The 17,885-nt window shown below is 63.5% G+C and carries 16 protein-coding genes; 2 read left to right on the forward strand and 14 right to left on the reverse strand.

The annotated features are described in order from the left end of the window. Positions 1 to 6: 6 nt before the first annotated feature. From VH564_RS17015 to VH564_RS17050, 8 genes are all read right to left on the reverse strand, one after another. Positions 7 to 402 (reverse strand): RidA family protein, encoded by a 396-nt coding sequence (locus VH564_RS17015; protein WP_423341042.1) that lies wholly within the window; start codon positions 400 to 402, stop codon positions 7 to 9. Continuing rightward, positions 380 to 811 carry an acyl-CoA thioesterase gene (locus VH564_RS17020; RefSeq protein ID WP_423341043.1) on the reverse strand — a complete coding sequence of 144 codons (432 nt, stop codon included), beginning with the start codon at positions 809 to 811 and terminating at the stop codon, positions 380 to 382. Before VH564_RS17020 ends, VH564_RS17015 begins: the two co-directional genes overlap by 23 nt. Before the next feature lie 7 nt (positions 812 to 818). Continuing rightward, on the reverse strand, positions 819 to 2,006 hold the full coding sequence (locus VH564_RS17025) for an acyl-CoA dehydrogenase (RefSeq protein WP_423341044.1): 1,188 nt from the start codon (positions 2,004 to 2,006) through the stop codon (positions 819 to 821). A 15-nt stretch (positions 2,007 to 2,021) separates the two neighbouring features. After that, entirely contained in the window at positions 2,022 to 3,203 is a 1,182-nt protein-coding gene (locus tag VH564_RS17030) for an acyl-CoA dehydrogenase family protein (protein ID WP_423341045.1), read from the reverse strand. A gap of 3 nt (positions 3,204 to 3,206) precedes the next feature. After that, positions 3,207 to 4,058 (reverse strand): enoyl-CoA hydratase family protein, encoded by an 852-nt coding sequence (locus VH564_RS17035; RefSeq protein WP_423341046.1) that lies wholly within the window; start codon positions 4,056 to 4,058, stop codon positions 3,207 to 3,209. Beyond that, positions 4,055 to 4,843, reverse strand: a complete 789-nt coding sequence (locus VH564_RS17040; RefSeq protein ID WP_423341047.1) for an SDR family NAD(P)-dependent oxidoreductase — start codon at positions 4,841 to 4,843, stop codon at positions 4,055 to 4,057. Before VH564_RS17040 ends, VH564_RS17035 begins: the two co-directional genes overlap by 4 nt. Positions 4,844 to 4,852: 9 nt before the next feature. After that, the gene (locus VH564_RS17045) at positions 4,853 to 7,171 is read right to left on the reverse strand and encodes a bifunctional salicylyl-CoA 5-hydroxylase/oxidoreductase (RefSeq protein ID WP_423341048.1); all 2,319 of its coding nucleotides are present in this window, start codon (positions 7,169 to 7,171) and stop codon (positions 4,853 to 4,855) included. A 255-nt stretch (positions 7,172 to 7,426) separates the two neighbouring features. Further along, a complete protein-coding gene (locus VH564_RS17050; RefSeq protein WP_423341049.1) occupies positions 7,427 to 8,548 on the reverse strand; it encodes an LLM class flavin-dependent oxidoreductase in 1,122 nt (373 codons plus the stop codon). A gap of 135 nt (positions 8,549 to 8,683) precedes the next feature. Between VH564_RS17050 and VH564_RS17055 the strand changes: the two genes are divergently transcribed. Continuing rightward, positions 8,684 to 9,238: a winged helix DNA-binding protein gene (locus tag VH564_RS17055; RefSeq protein WP_423341050.1), complete on the forward strand. Its 555-nt coding sequence runs from the start codon at positions 8,684 to 8,686 to the stop codon at positions 9,236 to 9,238. A 61-nt stretch (positions 9,239 to 9,299) separates the two neighbouring features. On the opposite strand, the gene VH564_RS17060 is transcribed toward VH564_RS17055, so the two are convergent. From VH564_RS17060 to VH564_RS17085, 6 genes are all read right to left on the reverse strand, one after another. Further along, complete coding sequence (locus VH564_RS17060) at positions 9,300 to 9,902, reverse strand: VOC family protein (RefSeq protein ID WP_423341051.1); 603 nt, start codon at positions 9,900 to 9,902, stop codon at positions 9,300 to 9,302. A gap of 121 nt (positions 9,903 to 10,023) precedes the next feature. Beyond that, positions 10,024 to 10,866 (reverse strand): ATP-binding cassette domain-containing protein, encoded by an 843-nt coding sequence (locus VH564_RS17065; protein WP_423341052.1) that lies wholly within the window; start codon positions 10,864 to 10,866, stop codon positions 10,024 to 10,026. Continuing rightward, on the reverse strand, positions 10,859 to 11,740 hold the full coding sequence (locus VH564_RS17070) for an ABC transporter ATP-binding protein (RefSeq protein WP_423341053.1): 882 nt from the start codon (positions 11,738 to 11,740) through the stop codon (positions 10,859 to 10,861). Before VH564_RS17070 ends, VH564_RS17065 begins: the two co-directional genes overlap by 8 nt. Further along, positions 11,737 to 12,630 (reverse strand): ABC transporter permease, encoded by an 894-nt coding sequence (locus tag VH564_RS17075; RefSeq protein ID WP_423341054.1) that lies wholly within the window; start codon positions 12,628 to 12,630, stop codon positions 11,737 to 11,739. Before VH564_RS17075 ends, VH564_RS17070 begins: the two co-directional genes overlap by 4 nt. Next, positions 12,623 to 13,630, reverse strand: coding sequence for an ABC transporter permease (locus VH564_RS17080; RefSeq protein ID WP_423341055.1), 1,008 nt, complete (start codon positions 13,628 to 13,630; stop codon positions 12,623 to 12,625). Before VH564_RS17080 ends, VH564_RS17075 begins: the two co-directional genes overlap by 8 nt. A 186-nt stretch (positions 13,631 to 13,816) precedes the next feature. Further along, positions 13,817 to 15,352, reverse strand: coding sequence for an ABC transporter substrate-binding protein (locus VH564_RS17085; protein WP_423341056.1), 1,536 nt, complete (start codon positions 15,350 to 15,352; stop codon positions 13,817 to 13,819). A 373-nt stretch (positions 15,353 to 15,725) separates the two neighbouring features. Between VH564_RS17085 and VH564_RS17090 the strand changes: the two genes are divergently transcribed. Then, on the forward strand, positions 15,726 to 17,879 hold the full coding sequence (locus VH564_RS17090; RefSeq protein WP_423341057.1) for a thiamine pyrophosphate-dependent enzyme: 2,154 nt from the start codon (positions 15,726 to 15,728) through the stop codon (positions 17,877 to 17,879). Positions 17,880 to 17,885: the final 6 nt, after the last annotated feature.

Genomic DNA, 17,885 nt, shown 5'->3' on the forward strand with positions numbered 1-17,885 from the left:
GCTCTCCTATTCCGGAACGACGGCGGTTGCCTGGATCTCGATCTTGGCGCGGTCCTCGACGAGGCCGACGACCTGGACGGCTGCCATGGCCGGGAAGTGCCGGCCGATGACATCGCGGTAGGCCTGGCCGACGCCCTTGAGGTTGGACAGATATTCCGCCTTGTCGATGAAATACCAGGTCATCGTCGTGATGTGCTGCGGCTCGGCGCCGCCTTCCGCGAGGATGGCTACGATGTTGGACAGCGTCTGGCGGACCTGGTCGACGAAATCGTCGCTCTCGAATTCGCAATGGGCGTTCCAGCCGACCTGGCCGCCGACAAAGACCGTGCGACCGCTGGCCGAGACGCCGTTGGCATATCCGATCGGTTTGGCCCAGCCCTCAGGCTGCAGGATCGTGTGCATCGGTCTTCTCCAGATGGTGTTCCAGCGCGGCGCGGATGTCGTCCGGCCAGGCAATCGATTGGTGTGTGTCGAGCTGCGTTGCCACGACGCGATGGTTGGCGCTCCAGAGCAGCTTGCCGTTGGCTGAAACCCGGTGCTCGAGATCGAGCGACGAGCGGCCGATCCGGCGGACTTCAATGGCAAATTCCAGTTCGTCGCCCTGAAAGCCGGGGGCAGAAAAGGTGAGGTCGAGGCGGACGGTCGGCACGCCGATCCGCCGCTCGTCGATCATTGTCTTCCAGGGAAAGCCGAGGCCTGCGAAAAAATCCTCCAGAACACCGACGAGGATGTTCAGGTAGGACGGGAAGAAAGCGATCCCGGAGGGATCGCAATCGCAGAAACGCAGGGGTCTGGTTGTCCTGAAAGCCACGGCCACCTCAGTTCGCGAAGGCGGCGATGCCGGTGATGGCACGGCCGAGGATCAGGGCGTGGATATCGTGGGTGCCCTCGTAAGTGTTGACCACTTCGAGGTTGACCAGATGGCGGATGACGCCGAACTCGTCGGAAATGCCGTTGCCGCCGAGCATGTCGCGGGCGTTGCGGGCGATGTCGAGCGCCTTGCCGCAGGAATTGCGCTTGAGGATCGAGGTCAGCTCGACCGGCGGATGACCTTCCTCCTTCATCCGGCCGAGCCGCAGGCAGCCCTGCAGGCCGAGCGAGATGTCGGTTGCCATGTCGGCGAGCTTCTTCTGGATCAGCTGGTTGGCGGCGAGCGGCCGGCCGAACTGCTGGCGGTCGAGCACGTATTGACGGGCCTTGGCGTAGCAGTCTTCGGCAGCACCGAGCGTGCCCCAGGCAATGCCGTAGCGGGCGGAGTTCAGGCAAGTGAACGGACCCTTGAGGCCGGTGACGTTGGGCAGCAGGTTTTCTTCCGGCACGAATACGTTGTCCATGACGATTTCGCCTGTGATCGAGGCGCGCAGGCCGACCTTGCCGTGGATGGCCGGTGCCGACAGACCCTTCCAGCCCTTTTCCAGGATGAAGCCGCGGATGACGCCGTCTTCCGTCTTGCCCCAGACGACGAAGACGTCTGCTATCGGCGAATTGGAAATCCAGATCTTCGAACCGGTCAGCTGGTAGCCGCCGTCGACCTTCTTGGCGCGGGTGGCCATAGAGCCGGGATCCGAGCCGTGGTTCGGTTCGGTCAGGCCGAAGCAGCCGATCCATTCGCCGGTGGCGAGTTTTGGCAGGTATTTCTGCTTCTGGGCTTCCGAGCCGAAGGCATCGATCGGCACCATCACCAGCGACGACTGCACCGACATCATCGAGCGGTAGCCGCTGTCGACGCGCTCGACCTCGCGGGCGATCAGCCCGTAGGCGACGTAGCCGAGGCCCGAGCCGCCGTATTCGGGTGCGATGGTCGGGCCGAGCAGGCCGAGTTCGCCCATCTCGCGGAAGATCGCGGGATCGGTCTTCTCATGGCGGAAGGCTTCCAGCACGCGCAGCGCCAGCTTGTCCTGAGCATAGGCGCGGGCGGTGTCGTGGACCATCCGCTCGTCATCGGTCAGTTGGTCCTGCAGACGGAAAGGATCGGCCCAGTCGAAAGTTTCGCGGCTATGCGCCATTGGTTTGGTCTCCCATCAATTGGATTTCAGCAGTTCACGCGCGACGATCAGTTTCTGCACTTCCGTCGCACCTTCATAGATGCGGAGCGCACGAATTTCGCGGTAAAGCTTTTCGGTTATCTCGCCCGTCCGCACGCCACGGCCGCCAAACAGCTGCACGGCGCGGTCGATGACCGATTGGGCCGTCTCCGTCGCAGTCATTTTGGCCATCGCCGCCTCGCGGGTCGTGGACAGCTGCTGCACGTCACGGCGCCACGCGGCACGGTAGGTCAGAAGGGCGGCCGCGTCGATCCCGGTCGCCATATCGCCGAGCGCTGCCTGCGTCAACTGCAGGTCGGCGAGAGCACCGCCGAACATCGGCCGGGCCTTGGCATGGACGAGCGCTTCATCCAGCGCCCTGCGGGCAAAGCCGAGGGCTGCTGCCGCTACCGAGGCGCGGAAGATGTCGAGCGTGCGCATGGCGATCTTGAAACCCTCGCCCGGGCTGCCGAGGCGGCGGGATGCGGGGATGCGGCAGGCCTCGAAGCGGATCGTTGCCAGCGGATGCGGGGCGATGACCTCGATCCGTTCCGTGACGGAAAATCCGGGATCGTCGGCAAAGACCACGAAGGCCGAAATGCCGCGCGTGCCCGGCGCTTCGCCGGTGCGGGCAAAGACGGTGTAGACGTCGGCAATGCCGCCATTGGAAATCCAGGTCTTCTCGCCATCGAGAATATAGTGATCGCCTTCGAGGCGGGCGGCGCAGGCCATCGCCGCGACATCCGAGCCGGCGTCCTTTTCCGACAGCGCAAAGGCCGCAAGCCACTCACCGGCGCGCACTTTCGGCAGCACGGCTGCTCTGATGTCGTCGGTGCCGGAAAGGCCGATGGCGCCCGTGCCGAGGCCTTGCATCGCAAAGGCGAAATCGGCGAGCCCGTCGTGCCAGGCAAGCGTCTCGCGGGCGAGGCAGACACGGCGGGAATCGATCGGCGTGGCGTCGCCGGGTGCACTGACGGCCGCCTCCAGCAGGCCGGCATCGCCGAGGGCGCGCACCAGCTTGCGGCAGGCACCGTCGACATCGGCGTGATCGATATCAGCCATCGGTGCCGACGCGGTGAAGGCATCGAGCCGTTCGGCGAATTGGCGATGACCGGCGTCGAAAAACGGCCAGTCGAGATGGTCGCGGGTCGGTCCCTTCAGGGTGGTTGCCGGATGCATCGCCTAGTTTCCCTCAAATTCCGGCCTGCGCTTTTCGGCGAAGGCCTCGAAGGCCCGGCGGAAATCCTGGGTGGCCATGCAGATCGCCTGGGCCTGGGCTTCCGCATCGATCATCTCGTCGATGCCCATCGCCCATTCCTGGTTCAGCATCGTCTTTGTCATGCCGTGGGCGAACCACGGGCCGTCTGCGATCGAGCGCGCCAGCTTGGTTGCCTCAGCCTCAAGGGCGCCGCTTTCGTGCAGCGCGTTGTAGAAGCCCCAGGCATGGCCCTCGGCAGAGGTCATCGAGCGGCCGGTATAGAGCAACTCGGCGGCGCGACCCTGGCCGATGATGCGCGGAAGCATGCCGCAAGCGCCCATGTCAGCACCGGCGAGCCCGACGCGGGTGAACAGGAAGGCGGTCTTCGCTTCGGGCGTCGCCACGCGCAGGTCCGAGGCCATGGCGAGGATGGCGCCGGCACCGGCGCAGATGCCATCGACGGCGGCGACGATCTGCTGCGGGCACTTGCGCATCGCCTTGACGAGGTCGCCGGTCATGCGGGTGAAGGCCAGAAGCTCGGGCATGGCCATGCGGGTCAGCGGCTCGATGATCTCGAACACATCGCCGCCGGAGGAAAAGTTGCCGCCCGCGCCCGCTATGACAATGGTTCTGACATCGGACGCGTAGGCTAGATCGCGGAAGAGGTCTCTGAGTTCGGCATAGCTTTCGAAGGTCAGGGGATTCTTGCGCTCCGGCCGGTTGAGGCGCAGCAAGGCCACGCGGCCGTCGTCGCTGACCTCCCACAGGAAAGTCCTCGCCTGATAGTCCTTGAAGGGGCGCAGATGGCCCTGCATCGTCATGTCGCGCTCGCTCATCCCGCCAAAACCTCCCCACCGGCAACCGCGATTGCCTGTCCTGTGATCGACGCACTGCCCGGCAGCGCCAGCCAGAGGACGGTATCGGCCACCTCCTCGGGTCTTACGAGTCGTCCCTGCGGATTGGATCTGGTGAATTCGGCCAGAGCCTCGTCGCGCGTGCGTCCGGTCTTTGCGACAATCGTCTCGATCGAGCGCTCGATGATCGGCGTATCGGTGAAGCCGGGGCAGACGGCATTGACGGTGATGCCGGTCTTTGCGAGTTCGACCGCCAGCGACCGTGTGAGGCCGACGACACCGTGCTTGGCGGCCGTATAGGCCGAGACATAGCCGTAGCCTGTGAGGCCCGCCGTCGAGGCGATGTTGATGATGCGAGCGCCGGCACCGTGGGCGCGCAAATCCGCCATTGCCGCCTGCGTCACCAGGAACACGCCGGTCAGGTCCACAGCGATGACCCGCGACCACATGTCCAGGCTGGTCTTCTCGAACGGTGCGCTCGGCGCTTCGCCGGCATTGTTGATGAGGATGTCGACGGGGCCGAACGCCGCTTTCGCCGCATCGAAGCCGGCGGCAATCGCGTCTGCACTCGTCACGTCGAAGCCGTCGGCGACGAAGGCTGCCGGCCCGAACTCACCGGCCAGCGCTTCCAGCGGTTCCCGCCGGCGCCCGGCCAGCGTCACGTTGGCACCCTCGGCGATGAGCGCGCGGGCGACGGCCGCGCCAATGCCGCTGCCGGCTCCGGTGACGAGCGCATGGCGGCCGCCAAGTCTGCCCGGTTGGGTCATCTCAAATTCTCACTTGGCTGGCGCGGCGGGAACCGCGCGGGCGAGGTTGTTCTCGTACTGCGACTTGGCCGATTGGTACTGCTTCGGCCACGGGATCGAGGTGATGCCGATTTTGGCTGCTTCGTGCAACGACCATGCCGCATCGGCCAGATGCGGCCGGGCGATGGCGCAGAGATCGGCGCGGCCGGCGGAGATGATCGAATTGGCGTGGTCGGCCTCGGAGATGGCGCCGACGGCAATCGTCGGAATGCCGATCTCGTTGCGGATCTTGTCGGAAAACGGCGTCTGGAATAGCCGGCCATAGACCGGCTTCTCCGCCTTCGACACCTGGCCCGACGAGCAGTCGATCAGGTCGGCGCCGGCCTCCTTGAACATCTTCGCAAAGATCGCCGCGTCCTCCGGGGTGTTGCCGCCGTCGGTCCAGTCGTTGCAGGAGAGACGCACGGAAATCGGCTTGCCCTCGGGCCAGACGGCGCGGATGGCGGCAAAGATCTCCAGCGGGTAGCGGGCGCGGTTTTCGTGGCTGCCGCCATACTCATCGGTGCGCTGGTTGGTGAGCGGCGACAGGAAGCTCGACAGCAGGTAACCGTGGGCGCAGTGCAGCTCCAGCCAGTCGGCGCCCGTCGTGGCGGCGAGTTCGACTGAGCGGATGTGGTCGGCCTTGACCCGGTCCATGTCGGCCCGGTCCATCGCCTTCGGTACCTGGCTGTGCTTCAGATAGGGGATGGCGGAGGCCGAGATCAGCGGCCAGTTGCCGTCGTCGAGAGGCTGGTCGATGCCCTCCCAGGCAAGCTTGGTCGAGCCCTTGCGGCCGGCATGGCCGATCTGGATGCCAACCTTGGCATCACCATTGGCATGGACGAAATCGACGACACGCTTCCAGCCGGCCGCCTGCTCCTCGTTCCAGAGGCCGAGGCAGCCGGGGGTGATGCGCGCATCCGGGGAGACGCAGGTCATTTCGGCGAAGATCAGGCCGGCGCCGCCGAGCGCGCGGGCGCCGAGATGAACCATGTGGAAGTCGTTGATCAACCCGTCTTTCGCCGAATACATCGCCATCGGCGATACCACGATTCGGTTCGGCAGGGTCACATCGCGCAGCGTAAAGGGCGTGAACATCGGCGGCAGGCAGCGGCCGTTGCCGACGGTAAGGCCGGATTTCTCCGCGAACCAGCGCTCGAACCCTTCCAGCCAGTTCTTGTCGCGCAGGCGCAGGTTCTCGTGGCTGATGCGCTGTGAGCGCGTCAGCATGGAATACATGAACTGCTCCGGCTCCAGCGTGTCGGCATAGCGGGTGCCTACCACCTCAAACCATTCCATGGCGTTGCGAGCGGCATTCTGGATGCGGGCGACGTCGACGCGGCGGATCTCTTCATAGGTATGAAGAACGGCCGGGATCTTGTCAGTGCGGTGTTCGTGGATCTCGAACTGGCGGGCAAGCTCGATGGCGTCGTCGATCGCCAGCTTGGTGCCGGAGCCGATGGCGAAATGGGCCGTGTGGGCGGCATCGCCCATCAGCACCACATGGGAGTTGCCGTTGAAATGGCTCCACTTGCCGCAGATCAGCCGGTTGAAATTCAGCCAGGCGCTGCCGCGCATGTGGCGGGCATTGGTCATCAGCGGCGCGCCATCCAGCGCTTCCGCAAACAGGTCCTGGCAGAAGTCGATCGAGGCTTGCTGCTCCATGGTGTCGAGGCCGTGGGCGCGATAAGCCTCTTCCGTCGTCTCGATGATGAAGGTCGATGTGTTCTCGTCGAACTTGTAGATATGCGCCTGGAACCAGCCGTGGTCGGTCTTGCGGAAATCGAAGGTGAAGGCATCGAAGAGCTTGTTGGTGCCGAGCCAGATGTAGCGGTTCGGCCGGGTAATCATGTCGGGCTGGAAGATGTCGGGGTAGTGGTTGCGGATCTTGGAATTCAGGCCGTCCGAGCCGATGACGAGATCGGCATCGGGATAGTCGAGATCGGAGGTCGCTTCCGTTTCGAAGATCAGCTCGACGCCGAGGGCTTCGCAACGCCGCTGCAGAATGTTCAACAGCTTCTTGCGGCCGATACCGACGAAGCCGTGGCCAGAGGTACGCTGCTTGGTGCCCTTGAACCAGACCTCGATATCGTCCCAATGGTTGAAGGCATCCTGGATTTCGGCGGCGCTCTCCGGATCCCAGACCTTCATCGATTCCATCGTCGCGTCGGAAAACACCACGCCCCAGCCGAAGGTGTCGTAGGGCTTGTTGCGCTCGACGACCTGGATGTCATGGCCGGGATGCAGCTTCTTCATCAGGAGCCCGAAGTAGAGCCCGGCCGGGCCACCGCCGATGCAAACGATCTTCATGTCCGTAACCCTCTTATATTCCGCATCGATCGGGTGCGATATTTTAAGTTTAAAATATATAGTCGGACTGCTGACCGTCAAGCGAAAAATTAGGGATTTGTGCCGGGCTGCAGGTGCCGGTCTCCGGTACCGCCAAATTTGCTTAGGGGGACTAAGCCGTTTGCGGCTTGGTCCCCCGGTTGTTGAGCGGGTGTCTGCCGTTCTGACGCCGGTCTTGCGAAAGGTGGCGAGCGGACGACCACCTGCGGTGCTTGCTCACATGTTAGCGTTTGTTGCTGCAGGGCGCCGAATGCCCTTGGCTTCGAGAATGGGCAAGACTGTATCGCGGAAATAGGGAAACTCTGCCGCGTAATCGACGAACGAAAGCGTCGTTCCATTGAAGCCGGCTGCGTGCATGGCGATCAGTCCGTCTGCAACCTGCTCCGGCGTACCGATCAGAGGAAAACCACCATGGCCAGCGGCGAAGCGATCGCGAATGAGCGCCAGGAGATCGTGGGGAAACGATTGGGCATGCGCGAATTGCAGGCGAACGAGGTTGTCGACGGCAGCCCAGTCAGCATTGTCCTGGGCATAATATTGCAGGTAGTCGCGCGCCTCCTGCTCCGTCGGCCTGCAGACAACGTGCGCGAAGGTCAGGACGCCGATCGAGCGTCCGGCCGCTGCGGCCTGTGTCTTGAGCGCAGCTATTTCCTCCGTCGAGCGCTTGAGGTCGATCGCCGGCGTGAACAGGAAGTCGGCATTGCCAATGGCAAATTCGCGACCCTGATCCGAGCCGGCGGCGTTGAGGATAGGGATTCGTCCAGCAGGTCGGGGGTCAGCCAGTGCCTGCTTGAGATGAAAATGCGCAGTTTCCCAGTCGAATGCTTCTGTCCGGCTCCAGAGGGCCTTGACGATGCCGAACCATTCCTCGGCGTAGCCGTATCTGTCCTCATGGGCCGTGGGGAGATCTAGGCCGAGCGCTTCGTATTCCGGCTGGTTCCAGCCGGCGACGATATTGAGACCGACGCGGCCGCGGCTGATCTGATCGATGGTGGCGATCTGCTTGGCGACGACCACCGGATGGTTTGCCGCCGTGTGGATCGTTGCAAAGACATTCAGGTTTTTGGTCTGCGTCAACAGGCCGGTAGCCCATGTTATCGTCTCGAGTACGCCACCGTGAAAATTTGTCTCGCCGCCGTAGCCGATCCAACGGGCAATGGGGAGCATGAACTCTATCCCCGCATCATCCAGCAATTTGGCGAGCTTGAGATTGTTGTCCCACGAGTTGACCCAGCGTTCCGGCACCTTGGTCACGGACATGCCACTGGAACAATTGGAAGCGAAAGTGCCGAGAATGAATTGCGTTGGATCGAACATTGTGTTGGTCGTTTGCGTCATGGTTCACCTCTGGATTTTTTATTAGACTTTATGATAGAAAGTCTATCTTAAGTCTTGGCGCTGTCAACCATCCGTTTGGGCGTGGACGTGTCTGCTTCGTGCCGCTAGGGTTTGGTACCAGGAGACGAAGCCACCATGACCAGCCGCAAGGATCACCCCGCTCCGGCCGCCGAAACTCTCGATCGTCGTTGGCATCTGGCCCGCGACGCCGTGGAAGTGGATGTCGCCGAAATTGAGTACGCTCTGATGAGAGCGTTCGAGGCGTTTGGCCGCTGGCAGGCGGAATGCCTGTCTTCAGTCGTCGACGTGGCGGCGAGCGGTCCAGAGAACGCCATGTTGCATATCATCCGCATGAACGACCGGCCGAAGACCATCAAGGACATCGCACGCCTGGCCAACCGCGAAGACATCCCCAATATCCAGTACAGCCTGCGCAAGTTGATCGGCGCTGGCCTTGTGGTTCGTGAGGGAAGCGGCCGCTCAGGTGTTACCTACCGCGTGACCGAAACGGGTCACAAAGTCACCGACCGCTACGCTGACCTGCGTGCCGAATTGCTGATCTCGGCAATTCGCTCAATGCCAAATTTCCCGCACAAGCTCGAGGATGCAACACGCACGCTCGAATTTCTCACCGGCATATATGAGCAGGTTGCGCGCACGGCGGCGACGCACCGACGGTCAGCCCCTTGAGGGGCTGACTTGCACGGAAGCGCTGAGCTGCCTATTCGCGGTCGTAAGACAGCCAACCACTCTATTTTGCCGGATCTTTCGGCGACCACAGGATGACCTTCGAATCCTTCTCGTAGGCCATGCCCTTCGGATAGCTGATGGCTTCGAGCTGCAGGCCCCAGGGCGCCTGGAAGTACAGGATCGTCTGGCCGGCGATCGGTCCGTCGTTCATCGGCACGGGACCCATGCGGGTGGCGACGCCCTTGCTGTCGAGATAGGTCTTCGCGACGCCGACGTCGTCGACGTAGAGGGCGATGTGGAAGGCGCCGATATCGCTGTTGCGGGCCTTGAGATCGCGCTGGTCGGGCGCTTCGTACTGGAAGATCTCGATGTTGGAGCCGTAGCCGCAGCGCACCAGCGTCACCTGGTCGATCTTCGCCCTGGCGTCGACGCCGACGAGGTCGGTCATCAAGGTGCCCTTGTCGTCGGAGATCGGGCCGAATGACATGGCCTTCTCGCAGCCGACGACGCCGACGAAGAAATCCAGCGCCTGCTTCATGTCGGGCACGGTGATGCCGGTATGGTCATGGCCGCGCATGCCGGGAATACCGTCGGCTGAGGCGCCGGTGGCGCCGAGAAGGGCGGTGGTGATGGCAAATGCGCAGGCAGTGATATGCTTTTTCATCTCTGCGTTCCCTTGTTTGGCGGGCGTCATCGGAAGGCAATAGTCTTCCTCCGCCCCGGAGGCCCGCGGCTCCGGTGCGTATCTTTCAGATGGGGCAAGCTATCCGGACCTCGGCCTTGGCTCAGGCCGCGTCCTCGTTTTCGCTGACGCGCCACAACCAGTCCGGGTCGACCTCGGGGAGCGGAATGGCGTCGAGCAGCGTGCGCGTATATGGGGAGGCGGGCGCCGAAAAGACGCGCTCGCAGGGACCTTCCTCGACGACGCGTCCCTGCCGCATCACATAGACGCGGTCGCAGATGGCGCGGATGACGGAGAGATCGTGGCTGATGAAAGCCATCGACAGGCCGAGGTCTCTCGACAGGCCCTTCAGCAGGTTGAGAACCTGCGCCTGGGTCGACACGTCGAGACCCGACACGACCTCGTCTGCCAGCACGAAATCCGGCTCCAGCAGGGCCGCCCGGGCGATGCCGATGCGCTGGCGCTGGCCACCGGAGAGTTCGTGCGGATTGCGGTCGAGGCAGGCTTGCGGCAGCGTCACCCGCTCGAGGATGGCCGCCACCTTCTGTTCCGCATGCTGACGGTTGCTTGCGACGCCATGCAGCAGCAGCGGCTCCACCAGGATACGGCGGATCGTGTGGCGCGGATTGAGCGATGCCATCGGGTCCTGGAAGATCATCTGCATGCGTCGGCGCAAGGGTCTCATGCGGGCATCAGGCAGATGGGTGATATCGGTGCCGTCGAAGCGGATCTCGCCGGCCGAGGTGTCGACGAGGCGCAGCAGGGCGCGGCCGAGCGTCGTCTTGCCGGAGCCGCTCTCGCCGACGATGCCGATCGTTTCCCCACGCCGGATCGCGACATCGACGCCATACAGCACCTTGACGCCGTCAACCCGCTGGCCGGCGAGTGTGCGCCGTCCGCCGTAAGTGACTTCGAGGCCGGTGGCCATGAGAAGGGGCTCAGACATGGGGGCGGCTCCCGTCGTGCAGGCGGATCTCGTGGCGCAACTCGTCGAAGACATCCGAGGGCACCGGTGTCAGGCCGGCATCCGGGCGGTCGTAGCGGGGGCCGGCGGCGAGGAGCGCCTTTGTATAGATGTGGCGGGGGTTCGAGAGGACGTCTGACGTGCGGCCCTCCTCGATGACCTTGCCGGCGTAAAGCAGCGTGACGCTGTCGCAGATCTGGGCGACGACGCCGAGGTCGTGGGTGACGAAGATGACGGCGGTGCCGTGCGCCTCCTGCAGGCCGCGGATCAGCCGCAGGATCTGCTTCTGCACGGTGACGTCAAGCGCCGTCGTCGGCTCGTCGGCGACGACGAGTTTCGGCTCCAGCGCAAAGGCGGAGGCGATCAGCACGCGCTGGCGCATGCCGCCGGAGAGTTCGTGCGGATAGCAGCGCAGGACCCGCTCGGGATCGCGGATATGGACTTCCTCGAGGAGCGTCAGAGCCCGCGCTCGAGCCTCCCTCGACGACAGGCCGCGTTTCAGCCGCAGGCCGTCCGTCAGCTGCGCCTCGATGCGGCGGCCGGGGTTGAGCGCCGTTTGCGGGTCCTGCGGGATCAGCGAGATCTCGCTGCCCATGATGTCGCGCAACGCCTTCTGCGGCAGCCGCAGCAGGTCGCGGCCCTCGAAATTGACGAAGCCGCCGGTCACGCGCACGGTTCGCGGCAGGATGCCCAGCAGCGCCTTGGCGATGGTCGATTTGCCGGCACCGCTCTCGCCGACGAGGCCGCGGACCTCTCCGCGCCCGAGCGTTAGCGAGACATCGCGCAGGATCGGCGCACCGCCGTCGCGGTCGGAGACGGCGCTGAGGCCGGAAATGGAAAGCAGCGGCTGGGTCATCGGCGCATCACCGGGTCGAGGGCACGGCGCAGGCCATCGCCGAGCTGGTTGAAGGCAAGCACGGTGGCGAAGAGGGCCGCCAGCGGCGCCACCAGCACCCACCAGCCGTCATGGATGATCTGCCGTCCCTCCGCGATCATGCCGCCCCAGGTCGGTGTGTCCGACGAAACCGAAAGCCCGACGAAGGATAGGATCGCCTCGACGATGACGGCGATGCCCATCTCGAGGCTGACAAGGGCGATCAGAACCGGCGCGACATTCGGCAGGATCTCGCTGAACAGGATATGCTGCTTCGAGAAGCCGATGGTGCGGGCGGCGGTGACGTAGTCCATCTGCGCCTGCGCCTGGGTTTCCGAGCGAACGACGCGGGAGAAGCGCGTCCAGTCGATGATGACGATGGCGGCGATGACCGAATGGACGCCGGAGCCGAAGACGGCGACCAGCAGGATCGACAGCAAAACCGGCGGAAAAGCCATCCAGATGTCGACCAGCCGCGAGATGATGCGATCCGCCCAGCCGCCATACCAGCCGGCAATGAGGCCGAGCAGCGTCCCGATCAGCGCCGAGAGGCTGGCGGCGACAAAGGCGACGGTCAGCGCGATGCGGGTGCCGTAGATCATCCGCGAGAGGACGTCGCGCCCGAGGTCGTCGGTTCCGAGGAGAAAGTTCTGGTCGCCGCCGTCCATCCAGGAGGGCGGCAGCGTGCCGGACATCAAGTCCTGCTCGAGTGGGTCCTTCGGGGCAATGAAGGGCGCGAAGACGGCAAGGATGATCAGCAATAGGATGAAGCCGCCGCCCATGAGCACTTTCGGTTCGCGCAGGAGCGCTCGCCAGCGTCTCGATCCGCGCGCGGGTGTTACGGAGGCGTTTGTCGCGGTGATCTCAGCCATGAGCCAGCCTCGGATTGAAGGCGGCGACGAGCGCGTCGACCAGCAGGTTGATGATGATGAACAGCAGGCCGAAGACGAGGACGAGGCCCTGGATCAGCGGCAGGTCGCGGTTGATGACGGCGTCGATCGCCATGTTGCCGATGCCGGGATAGGCGAAGATGCGCTCGACGATGACGGTGCCGCCGATGAGGAAGGTGAACTGCACGCCGGTCAGCGCAATGGTCGGGCCGACGGCGTTGCGCAGGGCCTCCTGCAGCACCAGCCTGAGGTTGGACATGCCTTTCAGCCGGGCGAGCAGGATGTAATCCTGCAGCATCGCCTCCGACAGGGTTGCCTTCAGCACGCGCGCCACGACGGCGGCGAGCGGCAGGCCGAGGGCCAGCACCGGCATCACCATATGGGCGGCGACATCGGCGAAGATGGCAAAGTGCAGTGTCACCAGGCTCTCGATCAGGTAGAAGGGCGTGTGGAATTCCGTCTCGATGCCGGGATCGATCCGGCCCGACAGCGGGAACAGCGGAAAGGCGACGCCGAGGACGAGCACAAGGGCCAGCGCCCAGACAAAATCGGGGACGGCGAGGAAGAGACCGTTGAGGCTGTCGATGACCGGTTCGAGGATAGTCCGGCGTGCCAGCGTGCCGATGATGGCGACGATGCCGCCGAGAAATACGGCCAGCACCAGCGCGGCGAAGGCGAGCTCGAGGGTCGCCGGCAGCCGGTCGCCGAGCAGGCCGAGGACGTCGCGCTTCAGCGAGATCGAGGTACCGAAATCGCCGACCGAGACCGCCTTCAGCCACAGGCCGAACTGCACCGGCAGGCTCGCATCGAGGCCATAATGGGCGCGCATGGCCGCGATGTCGGCGGGCGTCGCCCCCGGCGAGATCATCATGGCGATCGGATCGCCCGGCACGACGCGCAAAAGCACGAAAACGATCAGCGCCACGCCGATCAATGTCACAGCGGCCATGATCAGACGGTTAAGGATGGTGACGGCTATCATGGGTTACGGATTTCCAACCGCTTGACGCGGCAATGCGGCTCCAGCGATCTCCCCCCTTGTGGGGGAGATGCCCGACAGGGCAGAGGGGGGCGATGCGGCAGGTTCGAAGTGCGTGGCGGCCGCCCCCCTCTGTCAGCTTTGCTGACATCTCCCCCACAAGGGGGGAGATTAGGTCGCGGCTTGCGCTCAGGCCTTGCTCACCATCGCAGCCTGCAAGGCACCCGAGACGTTCGGGGTGACCTTGACGCTCGACTTGTAGAGGATCGGCTGGGCATATTGCAGCAGCGGGATGACGTATCCGTCTTCGGCAATATACTTGTCGACCGCCTTCCAGCCGGCGATGCGCTTGGCCTCGTCCTTTTCGCCCCAGAGCGGGTTGATCAGGTTGTCGACATCGTCCGTCTTCCAGCCCGAATGGGGCGACTTGCTGTACATCGCAAAGCCGGTCGAGGTGGTGGGGTCGCCGATGGCGTTGCCCCAGTTGTAGAAGGCGGCAGGGCCCAACTGATGCGCGGCGCGCAGTTCGTAGTGCTTGGCGATCTCGTAGACCTCGATCTCCGCCTCGATGCCGACCTTGCGCCACATGCCGACGATCGCCTGGATCATCTCGTAATCCTTCGGCTTGAAGCCGCGGGTCGTCTTGATGGCGAACTTCACCGGTTTTGCCGGCGAAAAGCCGCTGGCCGCCAGCAGCTTCTTGGCGCCTTCGGGATCGTAGGCCGTCTTGATCGAGGCATCGTAGGCCGAGTACTCCGGCGCTTCGAGCGTCGACAGCGGCTTGCCGTAGCCGCGCAGCAGACGCTTGATGATGGCTTCCTTGTCGATCGCCATGTTGGCGGCGAGGCGGACATTCTTGTCGAGCATCGGGCCGACATTGGAAATGAAGATCATACCGATGTCGGAAACCGGCGTGGCGACGCCGTCGAGGCCCTTCTTCTTCTTGAGACGGTCGAAATCCTCATAGGGGACTTCAAGCGTGACGTCAGACGAGCCGGATTCGATTTCGGCGACGCGGCTGGTTGTATCCGGCACGAACTTGTAGATGACCGTCTCGAAGGCCGGCTTGCCGCCGAAATAGTTCGGATTGGCCTTCAGGCGCAGGAAAGAATTGCCCTCGTAGGCATCGACCATATAGGGGCCGGTCCCGATCGGCTTCTTCTCGAAGCCCTCGGCGCCGACCTTGGTGTAGTAGTTCTTCGGCAGGACATAGCCGGTCAAGAACGCCATCCACATGAAATAGGTGGGCTCGTAGCGCACGACGTCGCCGGTGATGCGGTTGCCTTCGATCTTGTAGTTGGTGGCGGTCGACCAGATGAACGAGATCGGATTGCCGCCCTTCTGGTCGCCGGCGCGGTCGAGTGACCAGACGACGTCTTCGGGGGTGAATTTCGAGCCGTCATGCCAGGTGACGCCCTCGCGGACATCCATCCAGACCTTGGTCTTGTCGTCGTTCCAGCCCCACTTGGTGAGAAGCCCCGGCTGGAACTTCAAGTCCGGGCCCTGGCCGACGAACTGGTCGAAGATCGAGCGGTAGATCGCCTGGATCGTCGGGTTGACGGCGGACGGTCCGGTGGTCGGATCGAAGGCCGGCAGATTGACGTTAAAGGCGATCGTCAGCGTGTTGGCGTCGGCCGCCTCGACGACCGTCCGGCCGGCGAGAATGCCCGTGATGAAAGTCGCCGCACCAAGGCTCAACGCCTGGCGCCGTGTCAGCTTGTCCATGTTCACTCCGTTCCCCTGTTCAGTGGCAAGAAGGCATGTGGCCGGCCCGCCGCTGGTGAATTATTGTCGGAATGTTTTAATCTTAAAATATCCTTTTGAAACCGCAAGCGGATTCTCTGGCGTTGTAAAAAAATTGCTGAGCCAGTCTCGTCGGCCGGCTGGTGGTCGCAATCATCGTTTACTCAAGATGAGTAGATCGTATGCGTTTGCATATTTAAGTGGCTGAGCCTGCCTGTGCTTTGCTCGGCTCCAATCGGAGACATGCATTGTGATCGAGGAAAAGACATTTGTTGATTGACAGTCAGACGAAGCGCAAAATATGCTTTTGCAAATGATTAAAGAAAACGCCTGAAAAGGGCGAAAGGGAACTAAGATGGCTGAACGGTCTTTTGCCCGCGAAGTCGAGGATCTGAAGCTGGGGGAAGGCGATACCTTCCGTGGCGAAGGCATTCTCGCGATTACCAAGGCCCTGCTGCAATCCGGCGTCTCCTATGTCGGCGGCTACCAGGGCTCGCCGATCTCGCATCTGATGGACGTTCTGGCCGATGCCAAGGATGTCATGGAAGACCTCGGTATTCACTTCGAGACGTCCGCCTCCGAGGCGGCGGCGGCTGCGATGCTGTCCGCCTCCGTCATGTATCCGGTGCGCGGGGCGGTCACCTGGAAGTCGACGGCCGGCACCAATGTCGCCTCGGATGCGCTGTCCAACCTGTCGTCAGGCGGCGTGACCGGCGGGGCGCTGATCATTATCGGCGAGGACTACGGCGAGGGATCGTCGATCATGCAGGAGCGCAGCCATGCCTATGCGATGAAGTCGCAGATGTGGCTGCTCAATCCGCGCCCCAACCTGCCGTCGATCGTCGCTGCCGTGGAAACCGGCTTCGAGCTTTCCGAGGCCTCCAACACGCCTGTCATGCTGCAGGTCGGCATCCGCAGCTGCCATGTTCACGGCCAGTTCGAGGCGAAAAACAACAAGCGGCCGGAATACACGCTGCGCCAGGCGCTGGAAAATCCGATCCGCGACGTCAACCGCATCGTGCTGCCGCCAGCCACATTCGTTCACGAGAAGCAGAAGCTCGAACAGCGCTGGCCGGCCGCCGTCGAATTCATCAAGAGCCGCAAGCTCAACGAATATTTCGGTCCCAGCGAGGGCGATGTCGGCCTCATTCTGTTGGGCGGCATGTACAACGGGGTGATGCGCTCGCTGCAGCAGTTGGGCCTGGCCGATGTCTACGGCAACTGTTCGGTGCCGATGTATGTGCTCAACGTCGCCTATCCGCTGATCGACGACCAGCTGGCGGAATTCTGCGCGAGCAAGAAGGCCGTGCTGATGATCGAGGAGGGGGCGCCGGAGTATATCGAGCAGTCGCTCAACACCATCCTGCGCCGCCGTGATATCCAGACCCGCATCGCCGGCAAGGATACCTTGCCGATGGGCGGCGAGTACACGACGCAGGTGCTGATGAAGGGCATCAAGCTGTTCCTCGAGACCCATGCCCGCGTGCTGCTCGGCAACCAGCCGCCGCTGCCCGATCCGTCGCCCGTTCTCAACGATCCCAAGGTCAAGGCGCTGGCCGAAGTCGTGCCGCCGAGGCCTGCCGGTTTCTGCATCGGCTGTCCGGAGCGGCCGATCTTTGCGGCGATGAAGCTGGTGGAACAGGAACTCGGCGAGCATCATGTCGCCGCCGATATCGGCTGCCACCTGTTCTCGATCCTGCCGCCCTTCAACATCGGCGGCACGACGATGGGCTATGGTCTCGGACCCGCCTCGGCCTCGGCGTTCAATGTCGAGGCGGACAAGCGCTCGATCTCGGTCATGGGCGATGGCGGCTTCTGGCACAATGGGCTTGCCACCTCGGTCGGCAACGCCGTGTTCAACAAGCAGGACGGCGTCATTCTCGTCGTCGATAATTTCTATTCGGCAGCCACTGGCGGCCAGGATATCCTGTCGTCGCGCGCCGACAATCCACGGCGCAAGACCAACAACTCGATCGTCAATGCCGTGAAGGGCATCGGCGCCACCTGGGTCCGCCAGATCGACCGGACCTACGATGTCGCCAAGATGCGCGACACGTTTCGCGAGGCGCTGACGACCAAGGAGCCCGGCCCGAAGATCATCGTGGCCTCGTCGGAATGCATGCTCAACAAGCAGCGCCGCATCAAGCCGCTCTTCAACAAGGCGGTCAAGGACGGCAAGCGCATGGTCAAGGAGCGGTTCGGCGTCGATGAGGATGTCTGCACCGGCGATCACGCCTGCATCCGCCTTTCCGGCTGTCCGTCGCTGTCGGTCAAGCACACCGACGATCCGCTGAAGGACGATCCGGTCGCTGCCATCGACAACAGCTGCGTCGGCTGCGGCAATTGCGGCGAGGTGGCGGAGGCCGCCATCCTCTGTCCGTCGTTCTACCGCGCCGATATCATCCACAATCCCACCGGCTGGGACCGCTTTGCCGCGCGAATGCGCGGTGCGGTCATCGGCTGGCTGCAGGCGCGCCAAAAGGCTCGCCGCATCGTGTTTGCAGATTGAGGGGAT

It is taken from the genome of Rhizobium sp. HT1-10, from assembly GCF_049472505.1.
Lineage (GTDB): Bacteria > Pseudomonadota > Alphaproteobacteria > Rhizobiales > Rhizobiaceae > Rhizobium.

What these genes read in the sequence shown, in the direction of transcription:
- VH564_RS17015 (WP_423341042.1), bottom strand. Translation starts at nt 402, where the DNA reads ATGCACACGATCCTGCAGCCTGAGGGCTGGGCCAAACCGATCGGATAT.
- VH564_RS17080 (WP_423341055.1), bottom strand. Translation starts at nt 13,630, where the DNA reads ATGATAGCCGTCACCATCCTTAACCGTCTGATCATGGCCGCTGTGACA.
- VH564_RS17030 (WP_423341045.1), bottom strand. Translation starts at nt 3,203, where the DNA reads ATGCATCCGGCAACCACCCTGAAGGGACCGACCCGCGACCATCTCGAC.
- VH564_RS17040 (WP_423341047.1), bottom strand. Translation starts at nt 4,843, where the DNA reads ATGACCCAACCGGGCAGACTTGGCGGCCGCCATGCGCTCGTCACCGGA.
- VH564_RS17070 (WP_423341053.1), bottom strand. Translation starts at nt 11,740, where the DNA reads ATGACCCAGCCGCTGCTTTCCATTTCCGGCCTCAGCGCCGTCTCCGAC.
- VH564_RS17025 (WP_423341044.1), bottom strand. Translation starts at nt 2,006, where the DNA reads ATGGCGCATAGCCGCGAAACTTTCGACTGGGCCGATCCTTTCCGTCTG.
- VH564_RS17085 (WP_423341056.1), bottom strand. Translation starts at nt 15,352, where the DNA reads ATGGACAAGCTGACACGGCGCCAGGCGTTGAGCCTTGGTGCGGCGACT.
- VH564_RS17060 (WP_423341051.1), bottom strand. Translation starts at nt 9,902, where the DNA reads ATGAAAAAGCATATCACTGCCTGCGCATTTGCCATCACCACCGCCCTT.
- VH564_RS17055 (WP_423341050.1), top strand. Translation starts at nt 8,684, where the DNA reads ATGACCAGCCGCAAGGATCACCCCGCTCCGGCCGCCGAAACTCTCGAT.
- VH564_RS17045 (WP_423341048.1), bottom strand. Translation starts at nt 7,171, where the DNA reads ATGAAGATCGTTTGCATCGGCGGTGGCCCGGCCGGGCTCTACTTCGGG.
- VH564_RS17065 (WP_423341052.1), bottom strand. Translation starts at nt 10,866, where the DNA reads ATGTCTGAGCCCCTTCTCATGGCCACCGGCCTCGAAGTCACTTACGGC.
- VH564_RS17090 (WP_423341057.1), top strand. Translation starts at nt 15,726, where the DNA reads ATGGCTGAACGGTCTTTTGCCCGCGAAGTCGAGGATCTGAAGCTGGGG.
- VH564_RS17050 (WP_423341049.1), bottom strand. Translation starts at nt 8,548, where the DNA reads ATGACGCAAACGACCAACACAATGTTCGATCCAACGCAATTCATTCTC.
- VH564_RS17035 (WP_423341046.1), bottom strand. Translation starts at nt 4,058, where the DNA reads ATGAGCGAGCGCGACATGACGATGCAGGGCCATCTGCGCCCCTTCAAG.
- VH564_RS17075 (WP_423341054.1), bottom strand. Translation starts at nt 12,630, where the DNA reads ATGGCTGAGATCACCGCGACAAACGCCTCCGTAACACCCGCGCGCGGA.